The 19,686-nt window shown below is 51.8% G+C and carries 22 protein-coding genes and 2 tRNA genes; 10 read left to right on the top strand and 14 right to left on the bottom strand.

The annotated features are described in order from the left end of the window. On the top strand, positions 1–662 hold a 662-nt coding region (locus KKF06_00865), incomplete at its 5' end, for a hypothetical protein (protein ID MBU1616317.1). Here the strand turns inward: KKF06_00865 and KKF06_00860 are convergent. Next, on the bottom strand, positions 637–1,161 hold the full coding sequence (locus KKF06_00860; GenBank protein MBU1616316.1) for an HNH endonuclease: 525 nt from the start codon (positions 1,159–1,161) through the stop codon (positions 637–639). The two genes, KKF06_00865 and KKF06_00860, sit on opposite strands and share 26 nt — an antisense overlap. A 99-nt stretch (positions 1,162–1,260) precedes the next feature. Here KKF06_00860 and KKF06_00855 point away from each other — a divergent pair, with 99 nt between their 5' ends. Continuing rightward, positions 1,261–2,433 (top strand): YibE/F family protein, encoded by a 1,173-nt coding sequence (locus KKF06_00855; protein MBU1616315.1) that lies wholly within the window; start codon positions 1,261–1,263, stop codon positions 2,431–2,433. A 6-nt stretch (positions 2,434–2,439) separates the two neighbouring features. Here KKF06_00855 and KKF06_00850 read toward each other — a convergent pair whose 3' ends face one another. From KKF06_00850 to KKF06_00820, 7 genes are all read right to left on the bottom strand, one after another. Beyond that, entirely contained in the window at positions 2,440–3,291 is an 852-nt protein-coding gene (locus tag KKF06_00850) for an ATP-binding protein (protein MBU1616314.1), read from the bottom strand. 39 nt (positions 3,292–3,330) lie between these two features. After that, positions 3,331–4,191 carry an ATP-binding protein gene (locus KKF06_00845; protein MBU1616313.1) on the bottom strand — a complete coding sequence of 287 codons (861 nt, stop codon included), beginning with the start codon at positions 4,189–4,191 and terminating at the stop codon, positions 3,331–3,333. 138 nt (positions 4,192–4,329) lie between these two features. Then, on the bottom strand, positions 4,330–4,665 hold the full coding sequence (trxA, locus tag KKF06_00840; protein MBU1616312.1) for a thioredoxin: 336 nt from the start codon (positions 4,663–4,665) through the stop codon (positions 4,330–4,332). Beyond that, positions 4,662–5,036, bottom strand: coding sequence for a NifB/NifX family molybdenum-iron cluster-binding protein (locus KKF06_00835; protein MBU1616311.1), 375 nt, complete (start codon positions 5,034–5,036; stop codon positions 4,662–4,664). Before KKF06_00835 ends, trxA begins: the two co-directional genes overlap by 4 nt. Before the next feature lie 12 nt (positions 5,037–5,048). After that, the gene (locus KKF06_00830) at positions 5,049–5,426 is read right to left on the bottom strand and encodes a NifB/NifX family molybdenum-iron cluster-binding protein (GenBank protein ID MBU1616310.1); all 378 of its coding nucleotides are present in this window, start codon (positions 5,424–5,426) and stop codon (positions 5,049–5,051) included. Between the two features lies 1 nt (position 5,427). Then, complete coding sequence (locus tag KKF06_00825; protein MBU1616309.1) at positions 5,428–5,664, bottom strand: DUF5320 family protein; 237 nt, start codon at positions 5,662–5,664, stop codon at positions 5,428–5,430. A gap of 2 nt (positions 5,665–5,666) precedes the next feature. Next, on the bottom strand, positions 5,667–6,008 hold the full coding sequence (locus KKF06_00820) for a DUF134 domain-containing protein (GenBank protein MBU1616308.1): 342 nt from the start codon (positions 6,006–6,008) through the stop codon (positions 5,667–5,669). 110 nt (positions 6,009–6,118) lie between these two features. Here KKF06_00820 and KKF06_00815 point away from each other — a divergent pair, with 110 nt between their 5' ends. Then, positions 6,119–6,760, top strand: coding sequence for a zinc ribbon domain-containing protein (locus KKF06_00815; GenBank protein MBU1616307.1), 642 nt, complete (start codon positions 6,119–6,121; stop codon positions 6,758–6,760). Here KKF06_00815 and KKF06_00810 read toward each other — a convergent pair. The 4 genes from KKF06_00810 to KKF06_00795 all read right to left on the bottom strand — a co-directional run bounded on the left by KKF06_00810 (position 6,757) and on the right by KKF06_00795 (position 9,433). Beyond that, on the bottom strand, positions 6,757–7,416 hold the full coding sequence (locus KKF06_00810) for a DNA alkylation repair protein (GenBank protein ID MBU1616306.1): 660 nt from the start codon (positions 7,414–7,416) through the stop codon (positions 6,757–6,759). The two genes, KKF06_00815 and KKF06_00810, sit on opposite strands and share 4 nt — an antisense overlap. Positions 7,417–7,428: 12 nt before the next feature. Then, positions 7,429–7,516: transfer RNA gene (locus KKF06_00805), tRNA-Ser, on the bottom strand. 48 nt (positions 7,517–7,564) lie between these two features. Further along, positions 7,565–7,654: transfer RNA gene (locus KKF06_00800), tRNA-Ser, on the bottom strand. Between the two features lie 60 nt (positions 7,655–7,714). Further along, the gene (locus tag KKF06_00795) at positions 7,715–9,433 is read right to left on the bottom strand and encodes an S-layer homology domain-containing protein (protein MBU1616305.1); all 1,719 of its coding nucleotides are present in this window, start codon (positions 9,431–9,433) and stop codon (positions 7,715–7,717) included. Positions 9,434–9,529: 96 nt separating this feature from the next. Here KKF06_00795 and lepA point away from each other — a divergent pair, with 96 nt between their 5' ends. The 7 genes from lepA to KKF06_00760 all read left to right on the top strand — a co-directional run bounded on the left by lepA (position 9,530) and on the right by KKF06_00760 (position 17,426). Next, complete coding sequence (gene lepA, locus KKF06_00790; GenBank protein MBU1616304.1) at positions 9,530–11,311, top strand: translation elongation factor 4; 1,782 nt, start codon at positions 9,530–9,532, stop codon at positions 11,309–11,311. Next, positions 11,311–12,393: a radical SAM family heme chaperone HemW gene (hemW, locus tag KKF06_00785; GenBank protein MBU1616303.1), complete on the top strand. Its 1,083-nt coding sequence runs from the start codon at positions 11,311–11,313 to the stop codon at positions 12,391–12,393. Before lepA ends, hemW begins: the two co-directional genes overlap by 1 nt. Before the next feature lie 137 nt (positions 12,394–12,530). Beyond that, the gene (locus tag KKF06_00780; protein ID MBU1616302.1) at positions 12,531–13,274 is read left to right on the top strand and encodes a hypothetical protein; all 744 of its coding nucleotides are present in this window, start codon (positions 12,531–12,533) and stop codon (positions 13,272–13,274) included. Then, positions 13,274–13,732: a nucleotide exchange factor GrpE gene (gene grpE / locus KKF06_00775; GenBank protein MBU1616301.1), complete on the top strand. Its 459-nt coding sequence runs from the start codon at positions 13,274–13,276 to the stop codon at positions 13,730–13,732. The genes KKF06_00780 and grpE overlap by 1 nt, the downstream gene beginning before the upstream one ends. 15 nt (positions 13,733–13,747) lie before the next feature. Beyond that, on the top strand, positions 13,748–15,658 hold the full coding sequence (dnaK, locus tag KKF06_00770) for a molecular chaperone DnaK (GenBank protein ID MBU1616300.1): 1,911 nt from the start codon (positions 13,748–13,750) through the stop codon (positions 15,656–15,658). Continuing rightward, a complete protein-coding gene (gene dnaJ, locus KKF06_00765; GenBank protein ID MBU1616299.1) occupies positions 15,655–16,725 on the top strand; it encodes a molecular chaperone DnaJ in 1,071 nt (356 codons plus the stop codon). Before dnaK ends, dnaJ begins: the two co-directional genes overlap by 4 nt. Beyond that, positions 16,725–17,426, top strand: a complete 702-nt coding sequence (locus KKF06_00760; GenBank protein MBU1616298.1) for a 16S rRNA (uracil(1498)-N(3))-methyltransferase — start codon at positions 16,725–16,727, stop codon at positions 17,424–17,426. The genes dnaJ and KKF06_00760 overlap by 1 nt, the downstream gene beginning before the upstream one ends. A gap of 281 nt (positions 17,427–17,707) precedes the next feature. On the opposite strand, the gene KKF06_00755 is transcribed toward KKF06_00760, so the two are convergent. Together KKF06_00755 and KKF06_00750 are read right to left on the bottom strand one after the other, a co-directional pair. Then, positions 17,708–18,526: a hypothetical protein gene (locus KKF06_00755; protein ID MBU1616297.1), complete on the bottom strand. Its 819-nt coding sequence runs from the start codon at positions 18,524–18,526 to the stop codon at positions 17,708–17,710. An 82-nt stretch (positions 18,527–18,608) separates the two neighbouring features. Further along, positions 18,609–19,649 carry a hypothetical protein gene (locus tag KKF06_00750; GenBank protein MBU1616296.1) on the bottom strand — a complete coding sequence of 347 codons (1,041 nt, stop codon included), beginning with the start codon at positions 19,647–19,649 and terminating at the stop codon, positions 18,609–18,611. Between the last annotated feature and the right edge of the window lie 37 nt (positions 19,650–19,686).

Raw genomic sequence — 19,686 nt, 5'->3', positions numbered from 1 at the left:
TTATATTCTATAATATATCTATTATGAAAAAACTAATTATCGGTTCTTTGCTGGTCCTCTTTGCCGCTTCGCTCGCCGTCGCGCAGGAAACCAGCCAGCAGGCTGACCAGGATTACATCAACAAGCTCTATTACCGGCATAATAAGCTCGAGCTTTTAACTCGTAAGCGGCTGATCGACGAAAAACGGAACTATAACGACGTCGATATCACCTCTTCCACTTACTACGCCGACAATTACACCACCAGGAACACCAATATCACCCAGCAGGGCTTCTCCAAGGCGGAGGTTAAAGAGATCAACGAATGGTATATCTATCTTGGAGGGATCAGCGAGATCACCGACCTGGAATTTCTCAGATTGATCGGCGACACCCGGGAGCTTGACCGGGTACAGGGGATCGAAGACCAGAAAAACAAAATGCGCTTTATCGGCAACATCTTCATTGGGACAGGCTTAACCGTCATGCTTGGCGGGGCAGCTTTCGGAGCGGAGTCAAAAGTTGTGACCGGCGGCGCGCTCGGCATGGTCGTCGGCTTCTTCATTGATGCCTTCAACGGCCCCCCATCGCACTACATCAGCCCGGCTTACGCCCAGGCCAGGATCGACGAATATAATATCGCCATGAAGAAGCGTCTCAACCTGCCGCTAAATTACGAATAGGCTCCGGCTCACGGAAAAAATAGCTAAACCAGCTGGCCGGTGAATTTGACAGCCTGGTCATTTGTAAATAGAGGGTCGACGACGGGCGGTAAGGTTTGGTCTTCAGTTTCATCCCCACTTCCTCGTAATGGCGGTCCCCTTTTCGGTTATTGCAGACCGAACAGCAAACCACCACGTTGTCCCAGGCGTCACGCCCTCCCCGGCTTTTGGGCACTACATGATCGATCGTCAGAGTAACATGTTTTTTGCCGCAATACTGGCAGGTGTGGTTGTCCCTCAAATAAATGTTCTTTCGGGAAAAGACAACGTCGGTGAACGGAACAAATATATAATTGGTCAGGCGGATTACTTCGGGAAGGCGGAAGCGGCCGTTGATCACCTTGCCATTATAGACAACTCCTACCGCCTTCCCTTTGTAGATCAGGCTCATCGCCCGCCGCCAGGAAGTAATATTGATAGGCATCAACGAAGCGTTTAAGACCAGGACCTTCTCACCCATAAACTTTCACTTCAATATTTTATCGCTTTTTTTCAAGCGTTTCAAATATATTGCTAGGTCCAGACCAATCATGTTAAGATTATTTTTGGGAATATTGATATGAAAAAGACAATGTTGATCGCTGTTTGCTTCTTGTTATTGCTGGCCGGCATCGGCCGGGCAGAACTGTCAAACGAACTCCCCCGGGTCAACTATGAACGGGCTAAAGTTATTGAAGCGGAAAAGCTCAACCTCAACAAAACGGTGGACGCGGCGCTCCAAGAGACATCCCAGAGAACTAAAGTGCTTGTTCAGTCAGGAAGGCTAAAAGGGAAGACCCTCTTTCTCGAACACATCGCTTCAGGTGGGATGATGGGCGCAAATATGCGGCTCACCGCCGGTGACCGGGTACTGCTTTACGTGGAAGAAAACCCCACCAAAGCCGAAAGCCCTGACGGCGCTCCGCTGGTTCAAATTGACGATTATTTAAGGGACACCCCTTTGTTATGGCTGACCCTCTCATACGGGATATTGCTTTTGATTATCGGCGGGAAAAAAGGGTTCAACTCATTGATAAGCTTGGCCCTGACAATTTTAACCATATTTTTCGTTCTTTTTCCTTTAATTCTTTGGGGATTCAACCCGCTATTAGTCTCTATCGTAATTTCCGGGATAATTTCGCTCCTGGTGCTTAGGATCGTAGGAGGAAGGACGGTTAAAGCCTTAAGCGCGGCTGTGGGAACGCTGATCGGGGTCGCGATCGCCGGCCTCCTGGTTATTCTGGTCGGAAAAATAATCCACCTTTCCGGCTTAAGTTCCGAAGAATCAAAAATGCTGATGTATTCCCTGAACCTGAAGATCGATTTTCAGGGGCTGCTGTTCAGCGGGATATTGATCGGGGCGCTTGGGGCAATGATGGACGTCGGCATGTCGATCGCTTCGGCAACCGAGGAAGTCAGAAAACATCATCCAAACGCGACTTTTACCAATTTATTCAACGCTGGGATGAACGTTGGCCGCGACATTATGGGAACCATGTCCAACACTCTGATCCTTGCCTATACCGGTTCCGCCCTTCCTCTTCTCCTCCTTTTTATCGCCGGCAATATGCCGTTCGCCAAGGTAGTTAACATGGAACTGGTCGCTGAAGAGATTGCCAGGGCGCTGGCCGGAAGCATCGGCTTAGTATTATGCATCCCGGCCACCGCGCTGGTCTCCGCCGCCTTGTACACCAGGCATCAGCGAGCTGGTTCCCCCTTGCCGGAAGGCTGGCTCCGGCGTATCGGAAAATAATTATCACTATTCTTCCAATTGTTCCCAAATTTCAGTTAGCTCTTTTATAAGAGGCGAGGAAGCCTGTTCAATAATCGTTTTCCCCGCGACCATTGACTCAACGATCATCCTGTTAAAAGCGATCCTGCCGATCACCGGCACCCCATAATCCCGGCAATAACCATCTATTTGGTCTGTCATTTCGGGATTGAGATCATATTTATTGATCACCATTCTGACCGGGACGCTAAAATGCCGCGCCACTTCCATGACCCTTTGCGCGTCATGAAGGCCAGAGAGGGTCGGTTCGGTCACGATCAGCGCGCGATCGACCCCGGTCAAAGAAGCGATCAACGGACAGCCGATCCCGGGCGGTCCGTCTATTATGATAAAATCCAGTCGATCGCGTTTGGCTATATCACGGGCAACCTGCCTGATCTTCGCCACCAGCTTGCCGGAATTTTCTTCGGCAATCCCCAGCTTGGCATGCACAAAAGGTCCGTATTTGGTGACCGACACAAACCATTCGCCAGCGATATTTTCCGCCATCCGGATCGCTCTGGCAGGACAAATGTAATGGCATAGGGCACAGCCCTCGCAAGAAAACGACTCGACCGTATAATCGGGTCTTATCGCTTCAAACCTGCAAAGTTCAAGACATTGCCCGCATTTCACGCAAAGCTGCCGATCAATAACCGCTGTTTGCCCGATTTTAAACTCATGACGTTCTTTAATTTCCGGATGCAACAAAAGGTGAAGGTCAGCCGCGTCCACATCGCAGTCGACCATAACTTTATTTTGGGCCAGGGCCGCCAGCGAACCGGTCACTACTGTTTTGCCGGTCCCCCCCTTGCCGCTGATGACAACTATTTGTTTCATTCCAGCCCCAAGATGTTTTCCACGAGTTCGACCGCTTTTTTAGCCCTCATGTTTGTTCGCGCTCCTTTTAACGATCAGACTTATTTCTTCAAGGACCCGCCGAAATTTATTTTTGTACTCGGGCAATATCTCAATAAGCGGTTTCCCGGTCGAATATCCCCTCGCGATCTCTTTTTGGAAAGGGACCCTCAATAACACAGGGATATTTTCAGCCGCGCAATATGCTTCGGTTTTATTGTCTCCCAGATCGGAGCGGTTAATAACTACGCCAAAAGGGATCTTTAGTTTACGGACCGTCTCAACCGCTAAAACCAGGTCATTTAAGCCAAAGGGGGTCGGTTCGGTCACCAGCAGGCAAAAGTCGCTCCCCTTTATAGCGGTAATGACCGGGCACGATGTCCCCGGCGGCGAGTCAATGATCGCCGTTTGACCGGGATCGAGCAGCTTTTTGACTTGCCTGATCAATGGAGGAGACATTGCTTCTCCGACATTAAGACAGCCCGGAACAAACCGGAGCCCCCCCTTACGACCGGTTTCAATCCGGCCGATCTCGCGAGGTTGCTCGGTTAACGCCCCTCGCGGGCAAAGGAGAGTACAGGCGCCGCAGCTGTGGCACATGGCGGGAAAGACCAGGACTTTGCTTTTGGCGACTACGATAGCGTTGTATTCGCAAACCTCGGAGCAACGGCCGCAATAATCGCATTTGCTCTCGTCAACTACCGGGACCGGCACGGAAGCCTTAATGGTTTTCTCTGTTTCCGGCTTGATAAAAATCGCGGCATTCGGTTCCTCAACGTCACAATCGAGCAATTGACCCTCGCCATCAAACGATAATGCCAGGGAAGTTGCGACAAGAGTTTTTCCGGTCCCACCTTTACCCGAGGCAATAGCAATGATCACAGATTTTTTCCCACGGCAACGCCGTCAGCCGAACCAAATAAAACGCAGACCCCTGTTCCGGCGCAGTATTGGCACATACGGTCATTACGATCCTTTCATTAAATAAATACTTATTTCCAGGCCTCTGGCTTGCTCGATCTATCCTGCCATTTCCAAAAGATCTCCGATCTCCGCGTGCAACCTGTTCTCGTCCATGACGCCGGCGATCCGGCCAACTTCTTCCCCTTTAGCGAACATGATCATGGAGGGAATGCTCATAACTTGGTGTTGATCGGCGATCTCTTTATTCTCTTCGGTGTTCAATTTTACGACTTTCATTTTCCCCTTATATTTCTCGGCAGTTTTTTCCAGGAGCGGGAGCATCATTTTGCACGGACCGCACCACGGGGCCCAGAAATCCACCAAAACCGGCTGGGCGCTCTGTAACACTTCTGCCGCAAAAGTCAGGCTGGAAACCGAAGGAGGTTCGCTCATTGAGACTCTCCCTGGCCAAAATGGCCCGAGACCGACGGCCCCGTCTGTTCCTTTAGCTTTCCGGCTTTAAAATCAGCGATCGCCTGGTTTACGGTGCCGGTCACTCCTGTCAAAACTTTAACCTTCAAGGCAGAGAGCGTTTGATACGCGTTCGGCCCAACATTTCCGGTCGCCACCACCGCCGCTCCCTCGCTCGCTATAAGCTGGGCAGACTGTATCCCGGCACCGCCGGAAGCTTCGACATTCGGATTAGCAATCGCTTTAAACCCTAAACTTTCCGGATCAACCACTATAAAGTAAGGAGATCGCCCAAATCGCTGATCAACCGCCGCGTCAAGATTATCCCCGTTTGCCGTTACGCATATTTTCATGGATAAGCCTCCTCAATGACACTCCCCGTGCGCGCCATGCTCACGGCAAGCCGATAAGCCGCCCAAGGTGTTATTCATAAATTCATCAAGCGCCGCCTCAACATTACCGGAGAAACCAAACACCTCTACGCCGGCGCCGGCAAATTTCTGCTGGGCTCCCATCCCCATCCCCCCGGCGATAACATGGGTCACTTTATGTTTAAGTATCTCATCAACGGCGACACAGCCCCCTCCGCCATGCTGCGCGGCATTGGGCACAATGCAGGTGTTTATGATCTTCTTGTTTTCCTTGTCTATATCAACCAGAAAAAAATACTTGCATTGTCCAAAATGGGGACAGACATCACCTTTAAGGCCTTGTTCATCTTCCAATACAATTCCGACCTTCATATTATTTTTTCTCCTTTTCAATCTCCGCTAAGCGCGCGTTGATCATCTCCAGCTCTGTCTTTAGCTCCGACGCTTCATCATTGACACTGCTGAACAAATAGCGGGCGTTCCTTCCCATCCCAAAAAGCCCTCCCCGGCCCGCAAAACAACCTCCCTTGCCACTCGGCACGCAAACACCCCGACCCCGACCGGTTCCCGATCCTCGTCCCCATGGGCCTGTTCCATCTCTACCTGGCATGTTTATTCACCTCCCTGGTGCCTTCGGCGACACCGAAAACCTTTGTTTAAAGGGAGGATATGATCTCCCCCCTCAATTTGTAATGCTTTGGCTCGGGTGATCGCGTCGATAACTTTTTTCCGGCCGGAATACAGGAGCCGCTGGACCGTCCCCCTTGAAATGTTCATTCTCCTGGCCGCCTCTTCCTGCTCCAAATCTTCCCTATCGCACAATCTCATCGCTTCGATCTCATCCTGACCCAATTCAACAATTTCTAAATTAGCCAATGGGACTGCTCTTGGCTTGTAGATGGTATCACCGATAAAAGGCTGGCAAAGCCGCCCCTTTCTCTGTCTTGGCGTCACAGCAAACACGCCGCCTGATTGACCATATTGTGCATATGCACATTATACGCTATCGCCCAACCCTTTGTCAATCGCTCTGTTTTTCTATCTATCATGCTATAATTATTGGTATGAGCAATGTTATTGAATTCGTTAAAAATTATGAGGATACCAGCACCGACCGGGGATTCCAATTTGAATTTACCTGCAACCGCTGCGGCACCGGCTACCGGACCAACTTTGAAAGCTGGGCCCCCGGGAACGTCGCCAGCGCGCTGCAGGCGGCCAGCAGTATCTTTGGCGGTGTCTTCAACCGGGCCGCGGCGATCGGCGAACAGGTCCGCTCCGCCGCCTGGAAACAGGCGCATGACGGCGCCTTCGCCAAGGCGATCAACGAGATCAAACCAAGCTTTATCCAGTGTCCCCGTTGTTCCACCTGGGTCTGCCGCAAATCGTGCTGGAACGAGAAAAAAGGGCTCTGTAAACAATGCGCCCCCGATCTGGGGGTCGAAATGGCCGCCGCCCAGGCAAGCAAGTCGGTCGAAGAGGTCTGGGCCCATGCCGCTATGGCCGAAGAAGATAAAAAGCTGGGAACCGAATACTGGCGCAGGAACATTCGCGCCACCTGCCCCAAATGCGAAGCGCCGCTCGCTTCCAATGCCAAGTTCTGTCCAAGTTGCGGCGAAAACCTTCAATTGACCGCTTGCCCTAAATGCGAAGCAACCCTGGCGCCGGGAAGCAAATTTTGTCCGGAGTGCGGGGAAAAGATCTAAAAGTTACGGCTTTTTAGTTCGCGGATGGCGTCCCTGGCGATCCATTTGGCTGACGGTGAATCAATTTTAACAATCTCTTCCCCCAGTTCCAGCGCCAGATAACACAGTTCTTTATTTCTTTTCCCGATCTGCCTAAGCGCCCAGTTGACCGCTTTTTTCACAAAGTTGCGCTCATCGGTCGAATACTTTTTGATCAGCGGGAAAAATCGGATGAATTTCTCGTCCGGAGCTGTTTTGTCGTGGACCGCCAGGCAAGCCATCATCACGAACCCGGCCCTCCTGACAAATTCTTCTTTTCTAACCGCCCACTCAACAGCTTTCTTATACCCCACCGGAGTTTTATCAAAAAGATTGGAACAAACCTGGTCGCAGATGTCCCAGGAATCAAAATCTTTAACCCAGCTTTCCATTTGTTTAACAGTGACCTGCCGGTAGTCGTCAATAAACCCGGCCAAAAGACGCGCCTCGTGGATACCGCTCTGCCATAATTGTTCGGCTAGCTGATGGTCTTTTCCGATCTTTTTAGCCAGCCCGCGCAAGACAGGAATACTAATACCAAGAGCGTTTTTTGGATTTATCCCAAAGCGGGCCATCCCGGCGGCATTTCTGGGGTTAGCTTGTTTTTTAAGTTCAACGAGGAGTTCTTTTACGTTCATAATATTAAACTACGGAGGAGGTGGGATTTGAACCCACGCTGGGATTGCTCCCACTAACGGTTTAGCAAACCGCCCCCTTGAGCCACTTGGGTACTCCTCCGCGCTGAAATCATTATACCTTAATCGATTTTAGTTGGGTAGTTTATTATGGCGGAGGGAGGAGGATTCGAACCTCCGATACGCTTACGCGCATAGTAGTTTTCAAGACTACCGCCATCAACCGCTCGGCCATCCCTCCATTAACACGTACATAATATCATAGATAATTTAGAGTGGAAACTTGGGTTTTTACCGAGGTTTAATCGAATTTGTTGCCGGAGATCAGCTCTTCGATCTGCTGTTTGGCAAACGGAGTTTTGGAAATTATCTCCGCTGCTTCGGCGCGAGTAATAAAACCGTTCGGCAGGAAGTTCTTGCCGCTTAAATATTCGAAGAACCCGGCCAGCCGGTCGGCCCCGATCGACGGCGCCGCCCAATGGTTGACCGGAACATCCGGGAAAGGCTTGGTTTCAAGTTTGGGTTTGACGAATAACCCGGCAAACCTGGCCATGATCGCCGCGGTCTCGGCCCGGGTCAGCCGCTTTTTGGGTTGGAAGGTCCCGTCAGGGAACCCGCTGATATATTTCCGCTCCACCGCCATGGCGATATATGGCGCTTCGTACGACTGCATCAGAACATCGGAAAATTTATTCTTAAAATCTTTGTTAACGGTAAACCCTTTTGCTTTGATCAACAGGACCGCCATCTCTCCGCGGGTCATCTCTTTTTCCGGGCGGAACTTCTTGTCAGCGTCGCCCGGAAATATCCCCAGGGTCGCCAGGTACTGGATCGGCTTCCTGGCCCAGAAACCTTCAGGAACATCGGAAAACGCTTCCAGCGACGGCTTGGGGACGATCTCCGGAGCGGGGATGATCGGATTGCGTCTTTCTTCCAATTTTCGTTTCCCCTTCTCCCAGATCTTTTCTACTCCGCAATAACCGAACGAGAAGAAATGCGAAGTGTTCTCCGAAAGTTCGCCAAACTGGTGGTAGGCGTAATCAAAAGTAAACCCTTCCCAAACCGTCCCGACGCCGAACGTAAAGTTGCTGTCAACCCCCGTACCCGCTTCTGTTGCCTTCGGTTTTTGATCAATTCCTGTCCTGATCGCCAGCATCTGAAGGGGCCAGTATTCGAAACCAATATGGTAGACCGCCGGCCAATTCTTATTATTGTTCTGTTCATATTCCAGTGACATGTCCAGTTTTTGTTCGTTAAGCTGCTGGAGTCCGGACGGACCAAGCAAATTGAACCGCCCGGCCAGATGGGTAACCATCGGGATCCCCTCAACCACTTCCGGGTGACCGCTCCGCTCTTTCCAGACAAATTTCCCTCCCAAATTAACCGGTAGCATGTTCTGGAAAGTCAGGCCGGCCGTCGCCCATTTATTGACGTCCCATAAAAGCCCAAGGTCCATGTCCATTCCATAACCATTGGCGTCTTTCATCGCGTCGCCGCCGCCGTTAAAGCCCTGGAAGAAATACTTTAAAGTCCCCCCCACGCTGATCCCACTCCCCGCGTTGTTCCGCAGCAACCGGCTTAATTTGGTTCCGTAGGAGAAAAGGATCATGCTGGAAGAATAATCGGTTTGATCGTAGCGCTGGACTTCCAGGGTTGGGCCGGATCCTACCAGCCGGGTCAGCGGAATGGCCCCTACTCCGGCGTTAACATAGCCGATCCCAAATTTGCCGATCAAAAAGCTGTCACTGATCCCCAGCATCAGGTAGTTGGCATCATTAAGCATGACTCCGCTCATACTGGTGTAGCTTAAACGATCATTAAGCCCAAGTCCGGCCGGATTGGTAAAAATGGCGCAGGTATCATCGGCTGTCGCAAAGTAGGCTTTCCCCATCCCCAGCGGCCGGGCGCCGACCCCGATCTCGCTCAAGTCAAGAGCGGCAGAAACGGGAAGGACTAAACAATAAGCAGTAAGCAAAAACAGGGCAAAACGGGCTGAGTATTTTAATTTATTATTTGCCATTTCTTTACAAGTTATTATCTCTTTTATTATTTTTAATGTCAACACCATAAATTGTTCGCTTTTTGTCATGAGTTCGGGGTTGTGATAAAATGACTTATGCTCTCAAAGATCCGTAACTTCTCAATAATCGCCCACATCGACCACGGCAAGTCGACCCTGGCCGACCGTTTGCTCGAGTTCACCGGCACGATCCACAAACGGGACATGAAAGCCCAGATCCTTGATTCCATGGACCTGGAGCGGGAACGCGGGATCACTATCAAGGCCCAGGCGATTCGGATGAACTATAAAGGGTATATCATTAATTTGATCGACACGCCAGGGCATGTTGATTTTTCCTATGAGGTCTCACGCTCGCTTGCCGCCTGCGAAGGGGCGCTCCTGCTGATCGACGCTTCCCAGGGGATCGAAGCCCAGACCCTGGCGAACGCCAACCTGGCCACGCAAGCCAAGCTCAAGATCATTCCGGTCATCAATAAGATCGACCTCCCGGCGGCGGAACCGGACAAGATCATAGAAGAGATCGAGAATATTTTTGCCATCAGCCGGGACGAAGTGATCCTCGCTTCCGCCAAGGAAGGGATCGGCATCAGCGATATTCTTGACGCGGTCATTGAGCGGGTCCCCCCTCCAACCGGCGACCAAAACGCCCCCCTGCAGGCGCTGATCTTTGATTCGCACTACGACTCCTTCCGCGGGGTTATTGCCTATATCAGGATCGTCAACGGGAGCCTCAGGCAGGGCCAAAAGATCGCTATGATGGGGGCCGGCGGGGAATTCGAGGTCCAGGAAGTCGGGACCTTAAAACTTGGCCTGGTCCCCCTGAAAGAATTAAGCGCCGGAGAAGTCGGTTATATTGTCGCGAACATTAAAGATGTCAAAGAATGCCGGGTCGGCGACACCATCACTAACGCGGTGAATCCTGCCCCCCACATGCTCCCCGGTTACGTGCAGATCAAGCCGATGGTCTTTTGCGGTTTTTATCCGCTGGCCGGCGAAGATTATGAAAATCTCAAAGACGCGGTCGGCAAGCTCCAGCTCAACGACGCCGCCCTCTTTTTTGAACCGGAAACCTCCGCCGCCCTTGGCTATGGCCTGCGCTGCGGATTCCTGGGCCTACTCCATCTGGAGATCATCCAGGAGCGGCTGGAGAGGGAATTCAATCTTAATATCATCGCCACCGCTCCCAACGTTGTCTACAAGGTCAATCTGTTAAACAAAGAGCCCCGGTACGTCGACAATCCATCGCTGATGCCGCCGGTCGGCGAGATCGAATCGGTTGAAGAGCCTTATCTCAAACTGACGATCTTCACCCCATCCGACTATGTCGGTTCGGTCATGGACCTGGCGATCGACAAGCGGGCGACCTTTATCAATATGGAATATCTTGATCCCAAGCGGGTCATGCTGACCTTTGAAATGCCCCTCTCCGAAATTATCTCCGAGTTTCACGACCAGCTCAAATCGGTCACCCGCGGCTACGCTTCCATGGATTACGAATTGATCGGCTATAAAGTCTCCGACCTGGTTAAGCTGGATATCCTCCTCAACGGAGAACCGGTCGATGCCTTGTCGATCATCGTCCACCGGGAAAAAGCCTACTACAAAGGGAAGAAACTGGTCGAAAAGCTCAAAGAGGTCATTCCCCGCCACCAATTCCAGATCCCGATCCAGGCCTCGATCGGCGCCAAGGTAATTGCAAGAGAAAACATCTCCGCCATGGGAAAAAATGTCCTGGCCAAATGTTACGGCGGCGACATTACCCGCAAACGAAAGCTCCTGGAAAAGCAGAAGGAAGGAAAAAAGAGGATGAAACGGGTTGGCCGGGTCGATCTCCCCCAGGAAGCGTTTTTGGCCGTCCTCCGTATCGGCACTTAATGTCCCCCTCTGCTCTTTACATTCATCTTCCTTTTTGCAAACAGAAGTGCAACTACTGTGATTTTGTCTCCTACGCCGGCAAAGAAGAGCTGATCAACGACTATGTTGAGGCTTTGGTAAAAGAAATAGAGGGACAAAGGCATCAAGGCACCAAGGGAGTAAAAACAGTTTTTTTCGGCGGAGGAACACCAACTCTTCTTGATCCTAACCATTTCGATAAAATAATTTCGACATTAATTTGTCATTTGTCATTGGACATTGGTCATTCCGAGATATCGGTCGAGGCCAATCCCGGCACTGCCGACCGGGCCAAACTAAAAGAGCTCCGCTCGCTTGGCATCAACCGGCTCTCTATCGGCGTCCAATCGTTTCACGACCGTCACTTGAAAACCCTTGGCCGCATCCATGATTCTAAAACAGCTGAAGTTTTTTACGACGACGCCCGCGCCGCCGGTTTTGACAATATCAATCTCGACCTGATCTTTGCCCTGCCGGATCAATATTTAAATGAATGGAAAAAGGATATCCAGCAAGCGATCGCCATGCGGCCGGACCACCTCTCTATTTACAACCTGCAGATCGAAGAGGGGACCCCTTTTCACCAACAACAAACAACCAACAACCTACAACTGCCGACGGAAGAAATCGAACTTGCTATGTACGAATACGCGATAGACTGCTTATGGCTGACCGGTTACCAGCATTACGAGATCTCTAATTTTTCCAAACCCGGGAAAGAGTGCCGCCACAATATCAACTATTGGCAAATGGGAAATTGGCTGGGCTTTGGGGCCGGAGCTCACACGCATTTGAACGGAAAGCGATGGGCCAATCCAAATTGTCTGGAAACGTATCTTAAAGGAACAAAGACCGAGCCCGATAAGATAATTGGGGATCAAGGCGAAACCCTTTTCATGGGGCTCCGCTTGCTTGAAGGGCTTCCCGCCGAAAAGTTCCATGGCTTTGAAAAAGAGGTCGCGGAACTGATTAATGACGGTCTTTTAAAAGAAGATCAAGGCAACTACAAACTAACGAAGCAAGGGCTTTATCTGGCCAACCTGGTCTTCGAAAAGTTTGTGTAATCCCCACTTGCCCGGCCCTCTCCATCGAAGATGGAGAGGGGGGACCGTCCCGATAGACATCGGGACGGTGGGTGAGGTCCTTGACACTCCCCTTTTACAATTGCTATAATTAGCACTCAAGGAGCGAGAGTGCTAACATGATAAAACAGTTTGAACTGGACGACCGCAAAAAGCAGATCCTGGAGTGCATTGTCAGGGATTACCTGCACACCGCCGAACCGGTCGGCTCCCGGATGATTTGCCGCTCCCATATGGAAGAGCTCTCCCCCGCGACTATCAGGAACGAGATGTCCGACCTGGAAGAGATGGGATTGATCGTCCAGCCGCATACTTCGGCCGGCCGGATCCCGACCGACCTGGGCTACCGCTACTATGTTGATAATATGATGAAAGCGCGCAAGCTGACCCCAAAAGAAGAAGAGATGATCGGCCAGGCGCTTGGCCAGATCAACCAAAATGTTGAAGAGGCGGTCCGCCAAACCTTAAAAGTCCTGTCGCATCTGCTCGAGTACGCTTCGCTCATTGCCACCCTGGGAGAAAAGAAACAGCTCTTTTCGTCCGGTCTTTCCCGCCTGGTCAAACAGCCGGAATTCGCCGACATCAACACCACCAGACAGCTCCTCTCCGCCCTGGAAGAAGAGGACCTGATGGTCGACATGGTCAAAGAGTACACTCACGAAAAGGGCCTTAGCATCCACATCGGCAACGAAAACAAATTCAAGGAAGTCAAAAATTACAGCGTCGTCATGAACTCATACGACATGAAGAACGGCGCCACCGGCGGGATCGGGATCATCGGCCCGACCCGCATGTCGTACGCCAGAGCTTCGGTGATCCTTGAAGCGCTTGCCGACAGATTAAGCTTGTTAGGAGATGAATAATGGCTGAAGAAACAGAAACTCCACAGCAACAGGAATTGGACGAGACCAAGAACCGTTTACTTCGCTGTCTGGCCGACTTTGATAACTTCAAGAAACGCTCGGCTGTTGAGCGGGAACAGTTCGCCCAGTTCGCCAACGAAGCGATCGTTGCCGACCTCCTCCCCATTGTCGACGGCCTCGGCAGAGCGCTCGATGCCGCCGCCAAAGCGCAAATGAACGAAGAGCTCCTAAAAGGGGTCGCCCTGGTCAAAAAACAGCTTGAGGATATCCTGGGGAAGCACGGGCTCAAAGAGATCGAAGCAATGGGTAAGGCTTATGACCCCAACTTTCACGAAGCGATCCTGCAAAAAGCAGCCGACGGCCCAGAAGGGATCGTCATGGAAGAAACGCAAAAAGGTTATCTTTTCCGCGGCCGGGTGATCCGGCCGGCGATGGTTATTGTTTCGAAGAATAAATAAAAGGAGGACTCAATCATGGCTAACGAAAAGATTATCGGTATCGATCTGGGGACTACGAACAGTTGCGTCGCGGTGATGATGGGGGGAGAGCCGACCGTGGTTCCAAACGCGGAAGGGGGACGGACCACCCCGTCGATCGTTTCGTTCCTGAAAGACGGCTCCCGGGTCGTCGGCCAGGTCGCCAAACGGCAGGCAGTCACCAATCCGGAACACACCCTCTCCTCGATCAAGCGGTTCATCGGCCGGCTTTTTGACGAAGTCGGAGCGGAATTAAAATATGTCCCCTTCCGGGTAATGGCCGGCGGCAAAGGCGAGGTCAAGGTCAAGGTCGACGATAAAGATTACACCCCACCGGAGATCTCCGCCATGGTCCTGCAGAAAATGAAGCAGTCTGCCGAAGATTTTCTCGGCGAATCGGTCAAGAAAGCGGTCATTACCGTCCCGGCCTACTTTAATGACAGCCAGCGCCAGGCGACCAAAGATGCCGGGACCATCGCCGGACTGGAAGTGGTCAGGATCATCAACGAACCGACCGCCGCCGCTCTGGCCTACGGTCTCGACAAGAAAAAGAACGAAAAGATCGCCGTCTATGATCTGGGTGGAGGAACCTTTGACATTTCTATTCTGGAGCTGGGCGACGGAGTATTCGAGGTCAAATCGACCAACGGCGACACACACCTTGGCGGCGACGATTTTGACCAGACCATTATCCAGTGGCTCCTTGATGAATTTAAAAAGGACCAGGGGGTAGACCTGGGCAAGGACCGGATGGCGATGCAGCGGCTCAAGGAAGCGGCGGAAAAAGCCAAATGCGAACTCTCGACCTCGACCGAAAGCGAAATCAATCTTCCTTTTATCACCGCGGATCAGAGCGGACCGAAGCATCTGGTACTTAAACTGACCAAAGCCAAGCTGGAACAGCTGGTCGCCCCATTGATCGAACGCTCCCTTATCCCCTGCCGTAAAGCACTGGAAGACGCCGGTCTGTCGACCAAGGAGATCGACGAAGTGATCCTGGTCGGCGGCCAGACCAGAATGCCCAAAGTTCAGGAAGCGGTAAAATCGTTCTTTGGCAAAGAGCCGCATAAAGGGGTCAACCCGGACGAAGTGGTCGCCATTGGCGCCGCTATCCAAGGCGGGGTCCTGGCCGGCGAAGTCAAAGAGATGGTACTGCTCGATGTCACCCCCCTCACCCTCGGGATCGAAACCCTGGGCGGGGTCATGACCCCGCTGATCGAGAGGAACACTACTATCCCGACCAGCAAGAGCCAGGTCTTTTCGACCGCCGCCGACGGTCAGACATCGGTGGAAGTCCACGTTTTGCAGGGTGAGAGGCCAATGGCGGCCGACAACCGGAGCCTGGGGCGCTTCCATCTGGACGGCATCCCTCCGGCGCCGCGCGGCATCCCTCAAGTCGAGGTCACTTTTGACATCGACGCGAACGGGATCCTTAACGTCAAGGCCAAGGATAAAGGGACCAACAAGGAACAAAAGATCACGATCACCGCCTCATCCGGTCTCTCTAAAGACGAGATCGAAAAGATGAAGAAAACAGCCGCCGCCCACGAAGCGGAAGACAAGAGCCGCAAAGAAGAAGTGGAAACCAGGAACCAGGCGGACGGGCTGGCTTATACAGCGGAAAAAACCATTAAGGACGCGGGCGACAAGATCGACGCGCCGACCAAAGAAAAAGTGGAAAAAGCGATCGCCGAAGTCCGGAAGGTCCTGGCGGAAAAAGATATCGCGCCCATTAAAACGGCTTTTGAAGCTTTGCAAAAAGAGGTTTACGAAATGTCGGCCAAGCTCTACAAAGAAGCGGCCCCGCCGCCGCAGGAAGAAGGCCAAGGCAAAGGCACAGGCGGAGGAGAAGGCACAGGCCAAGGCGAAGGGAAAACCGTCGACGCCGATTACGAAGTTAAAGAATGAGCCAGGATCTCTATGAAGTTCTTGGTATCGCCAAGGGGGCGTCCGCGGACGAAATAAAGCGGGCCTACCGCAACCTGGCACGTAAATACCATCCCGATGTCAATAAAGAAGCGGGGGCCGCGGATAAATTCAAAGAGATCAACGAAGCCTACCAGACCCTCTCCGACCCCAACAAACGCTCCCACTATGACTACTATGGCCAGACCGGCGGTCAGGGAGCTGGTGGTTTTGGCGGCGGGTTTGGCGGATTTAGCCAGGGTGATTTCAGCGGAGCCGAAGGGTTTGGCGATCTTTTTGATATGTTTTTTGGCGGAGGAGGAAGGACCCAGCGGACCGGACCGGAACGGGGGGACGACCTCCGTTACGACGTCCGCCTGACCCTGGAAGAAGCGGCCAGGGGGATCGAGAAAGAGATCGAGATCCTCCATTTCACTGCCTGTGCCACCTGTAAAGGGACCGGGGCCAAGCCGGGGACCAGCCCAGTCCGCTGCAAGCAATGCAACGGGACCGGCCAGGTCAAACGGGCCCAGAGAACCCCACTGGGAAGTTTCATGCAGATCGCTCCCTGTCCGACCTGTCAGGGAAAAGGGACCTCGATCGACTCCCCCTGCCCGACCTGTCATGGGAATGGCAAAGAAAAGAAAAAACACAAAGTCACCGTCAAGATCCCGGCGGGGATCGATTCGGGCTCCCGATTAAGGGTGCCGGGAGCCGGAAATGCCGGCAACCGGGGTGGCGAACCGGGGGACCTGTATATTTTTATTACTGTCGATCCCCACCCCCGTTTCAACAGGGACGGAGCAAACCTTTATCACCGGACCAGCATCTCTTTTGTCCAGGCGATCCTGGGGGACGAGATCACCATTCCGATCATTGACGGAGAAGCCAAGTTAAAGATCCCGGCCGGGACCCAGCCAAACACCAATCTCCGACTCAAGGAAAAAGGGATGCCCCACCTGGGACGCAAAGGACGCGGCGATCTCTATGTCCTGGTCGAGGTCAAGATCCCCGAAAAGATCACCAAAGAACAGGCGGAACTGCTCAAGAAATTCAAAGAGGAGCGGTAATGCACCGGCTTTTTGTCCCCAAAGAGGAATTCCCCAATATCAGCGGGAGCGACCTCCATTACGTTAAAGATGTCCTCCGCTTAAAGCCGGGTGACGATTTGGAACTTTTTGACGGACACGGTTTTGTCTACCAGGTCAGGATCGAAAAGGTCAGTAAAGAGATCATCACCACCCAGATCATTGGCCGAAAAAAAGTTGAGAGCGAACTCAAGATCAAGGTCACCCTCGCCCAGGCGCTGACCAAAGGGCAAAAAATGGATTTTATCGTCGAAAAATGCACCGAGCTGGGAGCGGCCAGGATCATCCCGATGCTGACCGAACGAACCATCCCCAAACAGGCAAAACTGGACCGCTGGCGCAAGCTGGCCAAAGAAGCGGCGGAACAATCCGGCCGGGGAGTTATCCCGGAAATCGTCACCCCGCTCCAGCTTGAAGAAGTTATTAAACTCGGAGAGCAATATGAGCTTTGTCTGATCCCCTGGGAGCTGGAAAAGAGTTTAACCCTGAAAGAAGTTTTAAAAGGCCTGCCCGATTCGATCCTGCTTCTGATCGGTCCGGAAGGTGGCTTCAGCCGTCAGGAGGTTGACCTGGCGGTCAAAGCCGGTTTCAAAGCGGTTAGCCTGGGAAAACGGATCCTGCGTAGCGAAACAGCCGGGCTCGCCAGCCTGGCGGCGATTAGCTATGAGCTGGAAGATAAATAGAAGAGCTAAGAAGGAAATCACTAATTGTCTCTAATTATCCAATCGCTAATGAACCCTAATAACCAACTCCCTAATTCCGCTAATCACTCAAATTGACGCTAATTACTATCTTAATTAAATATTCCGAAATTCGCGATTATTAGTGTTGATTAGCGTTATTCACGCTTAATCCCATTAGGGCTTATTCGAGTTCCTTCAATTAGTGATTCTCATAAAAAAAGAGGAGGCCCCCTCCTCTTAAAGTATCCAAGTTCTCTTTAAAATTATGGGGGCCCCGCTCTTTATAATACAACTGGCTGGCAAACAGACAGTGTGAAACCTTTGGACGATAGAGTCGGTGTAGCACCGTTAGCTCTGATCGCGCCCCAACCGATTTCAAACGCAGTCTTACCAAGTCCAAGTCCGAGGTCGAACATCATGCCATAATAGACCTGAGCGCCATAGGACCCGCTGGTTTGACCTGACCCGTAGACGGTGTAGTTCAAGCCTCCACCGACATATGAGTCAATACCGCCCATCGCGTCTGCAGGGATGTTTAGGATAACATCGGCGAAAACAGGGATCGCTTTGATCCTGTTGCCGTTGATATCAACACCGTACAGACCACCTAAACCGAGTTTGTAGTTGACGGCGTTAGCCGACATACCGATCATGGAGCCAAGCGCCATTGGGTCATCGAGAACGATGTCCCCTCTGAGTGCTAAACCTCCGCTGATCTTACCTTTACCAGTCATCATGTAGATGCCGGCAATATCGGATTTAAGGCCCCAACCGAACAATCCAGCCATCGGTGCCGGAGCAGGTTTGACGCTGATCGGCGCTGGTGGTGGTGGCGGTGGTGGCGGTGGTGGTGGTGTAGGAGCCGCTTCCATCTGTGCCTTCAGTTTTTCCCAACGAGCCAGTGTGCCTTTTTTCTCGGCTTGCAACTGGGTCATTTTGGCCTTGTTCCCTGCCTTCCGGTATTTGATGATTTTGGCATCAACTACTTTCAGGTAGTCACGGACCGCTTGTTTCTCTTCTTCAAGAGTGCGGCCGAAAGCAACTGTGGCAAATGAAGCGACGAAAGCCACTACGAAAAGATAAATAACAAATTTCTTCATTATTGTTTCACCTCCTTTTTTGTTTCGTTTCCTGTGTAAATTCTAACAGTCACCGCTTTTTTGTCAATAGCCGATTTTTTCCTTATCGGCCAAGGACTTTACGTAAACCAACAAGAACAGTCGCTCCTTTATGGCTCGGGGAAAAACCGGTCCGCAGGATCGCGTACCCGATCTCGCCAAATACCGTCCCCCCAAACCCTTCGCTCTCCACCCCGTAAAAAAGTTCTCCGCCAAGTGTCCCTGTCTTGCCAAGAGAGGTGGCTGCCACATAATTCAGTCCAAAGCCAATATAGTTATCGGTCCCGGTAAACCAACCTGGTGGAAAGCAAAAGAGAAGGTCAAAGTTGACCGGATAATAACGGAGCCCGGCATCGCGGCTTTGCGCCAGCCCCGCCCCCAATCTAACCGTTGTCAGCGCGGGGCCAAAAATCAGTTTTAACGGAAAGCGGACACCGCCAAGCAAGCTGGTCGATCCGCCAAAAAACCCACCGCTTAACCCAACTGAATGCAAAAACCTTTGCCGCTCCGCGGACTCGGCCGCTTCCTGCGGGGGAGCAATAAAATCTTCTGCTTCAAGGGAAAGGATACGACTGACCCGCGTTTCAGCTTCCGGAGACACCACGGGAACAACGATCTTTTTTGGTTTTGGATACAAACGGTTCTTGATCGCCGCCGACTCCGCTTTATAACCCAGGATCTGCTTCGCGATATTCTTCTGCTCCGTCTTGCTTCTGGCCCGGTCAAAACGTTTATTTAATTTGGCGATCTCCTTGATCAAAGCGGCTAACCGCTGTTTGTCCTTCTTGATCTGGACTGAATCAGTATCAGTTATTTTTTTTACCGGGGCCAAAGTTGTGGTGGTCGTGGCGGCCGCGCCACTCCCGCTCTCTTTGATCTTTCTTTCCAGGTCGGAGGACATCAAGGTATAGAACTGAATATCTTCGGCAATGTCCTGGCGGGCCGAAGTATCGGACGTGCTGGCCAGCTTGGTCTTTAATGTATTGATCTCGCCCTGGATGGAATTTAGCCTGGTCTGAAAACCTTTGATCTCTTCCGGAGTATAGCCGAAAGCGAATTGAAAGGAGGCAAGCAAGATTATGGCGATCAGAAATGCTCTTTTCATCATTATTAGACTCAAAGATTACCAAATTTAAGAAATA

The sequence above is a fragment of the Candidatus Margulisiibacteriota bacterium genome, from assembly GCA_018822365.1.
In the GTDB taxonomy this organism is placed as follows: domain Bacteria; phylum Margulisbacteria; class WOR-1; order O2-12-FULL-45-9; family XYB2-FULL-48-7; genus XYB2-FULL-45-9.
The sequence above is the reverse complement of the archived record's forward strand: the minus strand, read 5'-3'. Positions and strand labels throughout refer to the sequence as shown.

What these genes read in the sequence shown, in the direction of transcription:
- dnaJ (MBU1616299.1), top strand. Translation starts at nt 15,655, where the DNA reads ATGAGCCAGGATCTCTATGAAGTTCTTGGTATCGCCAAGGGGGCGTCC.
- KKF06_00825 (MBU1616309.1), bottom strand. Translation starts at nt 5,664, where the DNA reads ATGCCAGGTAGAGATGGAACAGGCCCATGGGGACGAGGATCGGGAACC.
- KKF06_00855 (MBU1616315.1), top strand. Translation starts at nt 1,261, where the DNA reads ATGAAAAAGACAATGTTGATCGCTGTTTGCTTCTTGTTATTGCTGGCC.
- KKF06_00835 (MBU1616311.1), bottom strand. Translation starts at nt 5,036, where the DNA reads ATGAAAATATGCGTAACGGCAAACGGGGATAATCTTGACGCGGCGGTT.
- KKF06_00815 (MBU1616307.1), top strand. Translation starts at nt 6,119, where the DNA reads ATGAGCAATGTTATTGAATTCGTTAAAAATTATGAGGATACCAGCACC.
- KKF06_00760 (MBU1616298.1), top strand. Translation starts at nt 16,725, where the DNA reads ATGCACCGGCTTTTTGTCCCCAAAGAGGAATTCCCCAATATCAGCGGG.
- KKF06_00850 (MBU1616314.1), bottom strand. Translation starts at nt 3,291, where the DNA reads ATGAAACAAATAGTTGTCATCAGCGGCAAGGGGGGGACCGGCAAAACA.
- KKF06_00780 (MBU1616302.1), top strand. Translation starts at nt 12,531, where the DNA reads ATGATAAAACAGTTTGAACTGGACGACCGCAAAAAGCAGATCCTGGAG.
- KKF06_00795 (MBU1616305.1), bottom strand. Translation starts at nt 9,433, where the DNA reads ATGGCAAATAATAAATTAAAATACTCAGCCCGTTTTGCCCTGTTTTTG.
- hemW (MBU1616303.1), top strand. Translation starts at nt 11,311, where the DNA reads ATGTCCCCCTCTGCTCTTTACATTCATCTTCCTTTTTGCAAACAGAAG.
- trxA (MBU1616312.1), bottom strand. Translation starts at nt 4,665, where the DNA reads ATGAGCGAACCTCCTTCGGTTTCCAGCCTGACTTTTGCGGCAGAAGTG.
- KKF06_00830 (MBU1616310.1), bottom strand. Translation starts at nt 5,426, where the DNA reads ATGAAGGTCGGAATTGTATTGGAAGATGAACAAGGCCTTAAAGGTGAT.
- dnaK (MBU1616300.1), top strand. Translation starts at nt 13,748, where the DNA reads ATGGCTAACGAAAAGATTATCGGTATCGATCTGGGGACTACGAACAGT.
- KKF06_00810 (MBU1616306.1), bottom strand. Translation starts at nt 7,416, where the DNA reads ATGAACGTAAAAGAACTCCTCGTTGAACTTAAAAAACAAGCTAACCCC.
- KKF06_00755 (MBU1616297.1), bottom strand. Translation starts at nt 18,526, where the DNA reads ATGAAGAAATTTGTTATTTATCTTTTCGTAGTGGCTTTCGTCGCTTCA.
- grpE (MBU1616301.1), top strand. Translation starts at nt 13,274, where the DNA reads ATGGCTGAAGAAACAGAAACTCCACAGCAACAGGAATTGGACGAGACC.
- KKF06_00750 (MBU1616296.1), bottom strand. Translation starts at nt 19,649, where the DNA reads ATGAAAAGAGCATTTCTGATCGCCATAATCTTGCTTGCCTCCTTTCAA.
- lepA (MBU1616304.1), top strand. Translation starts at nt 9,530, where the DNA reads ATGCTCTCAAAGATCCGTAACTTCTCAATAATCGCCCACATCGACCAC.
- KKF06_00860 (MBU1616316.1), bottom strand. Translation starts at nt 1,161, where the DNA reads ATGGGTGAGAAGGTCCTGGTCTTAAACGCTTCGTTGATGCCTATCAAT.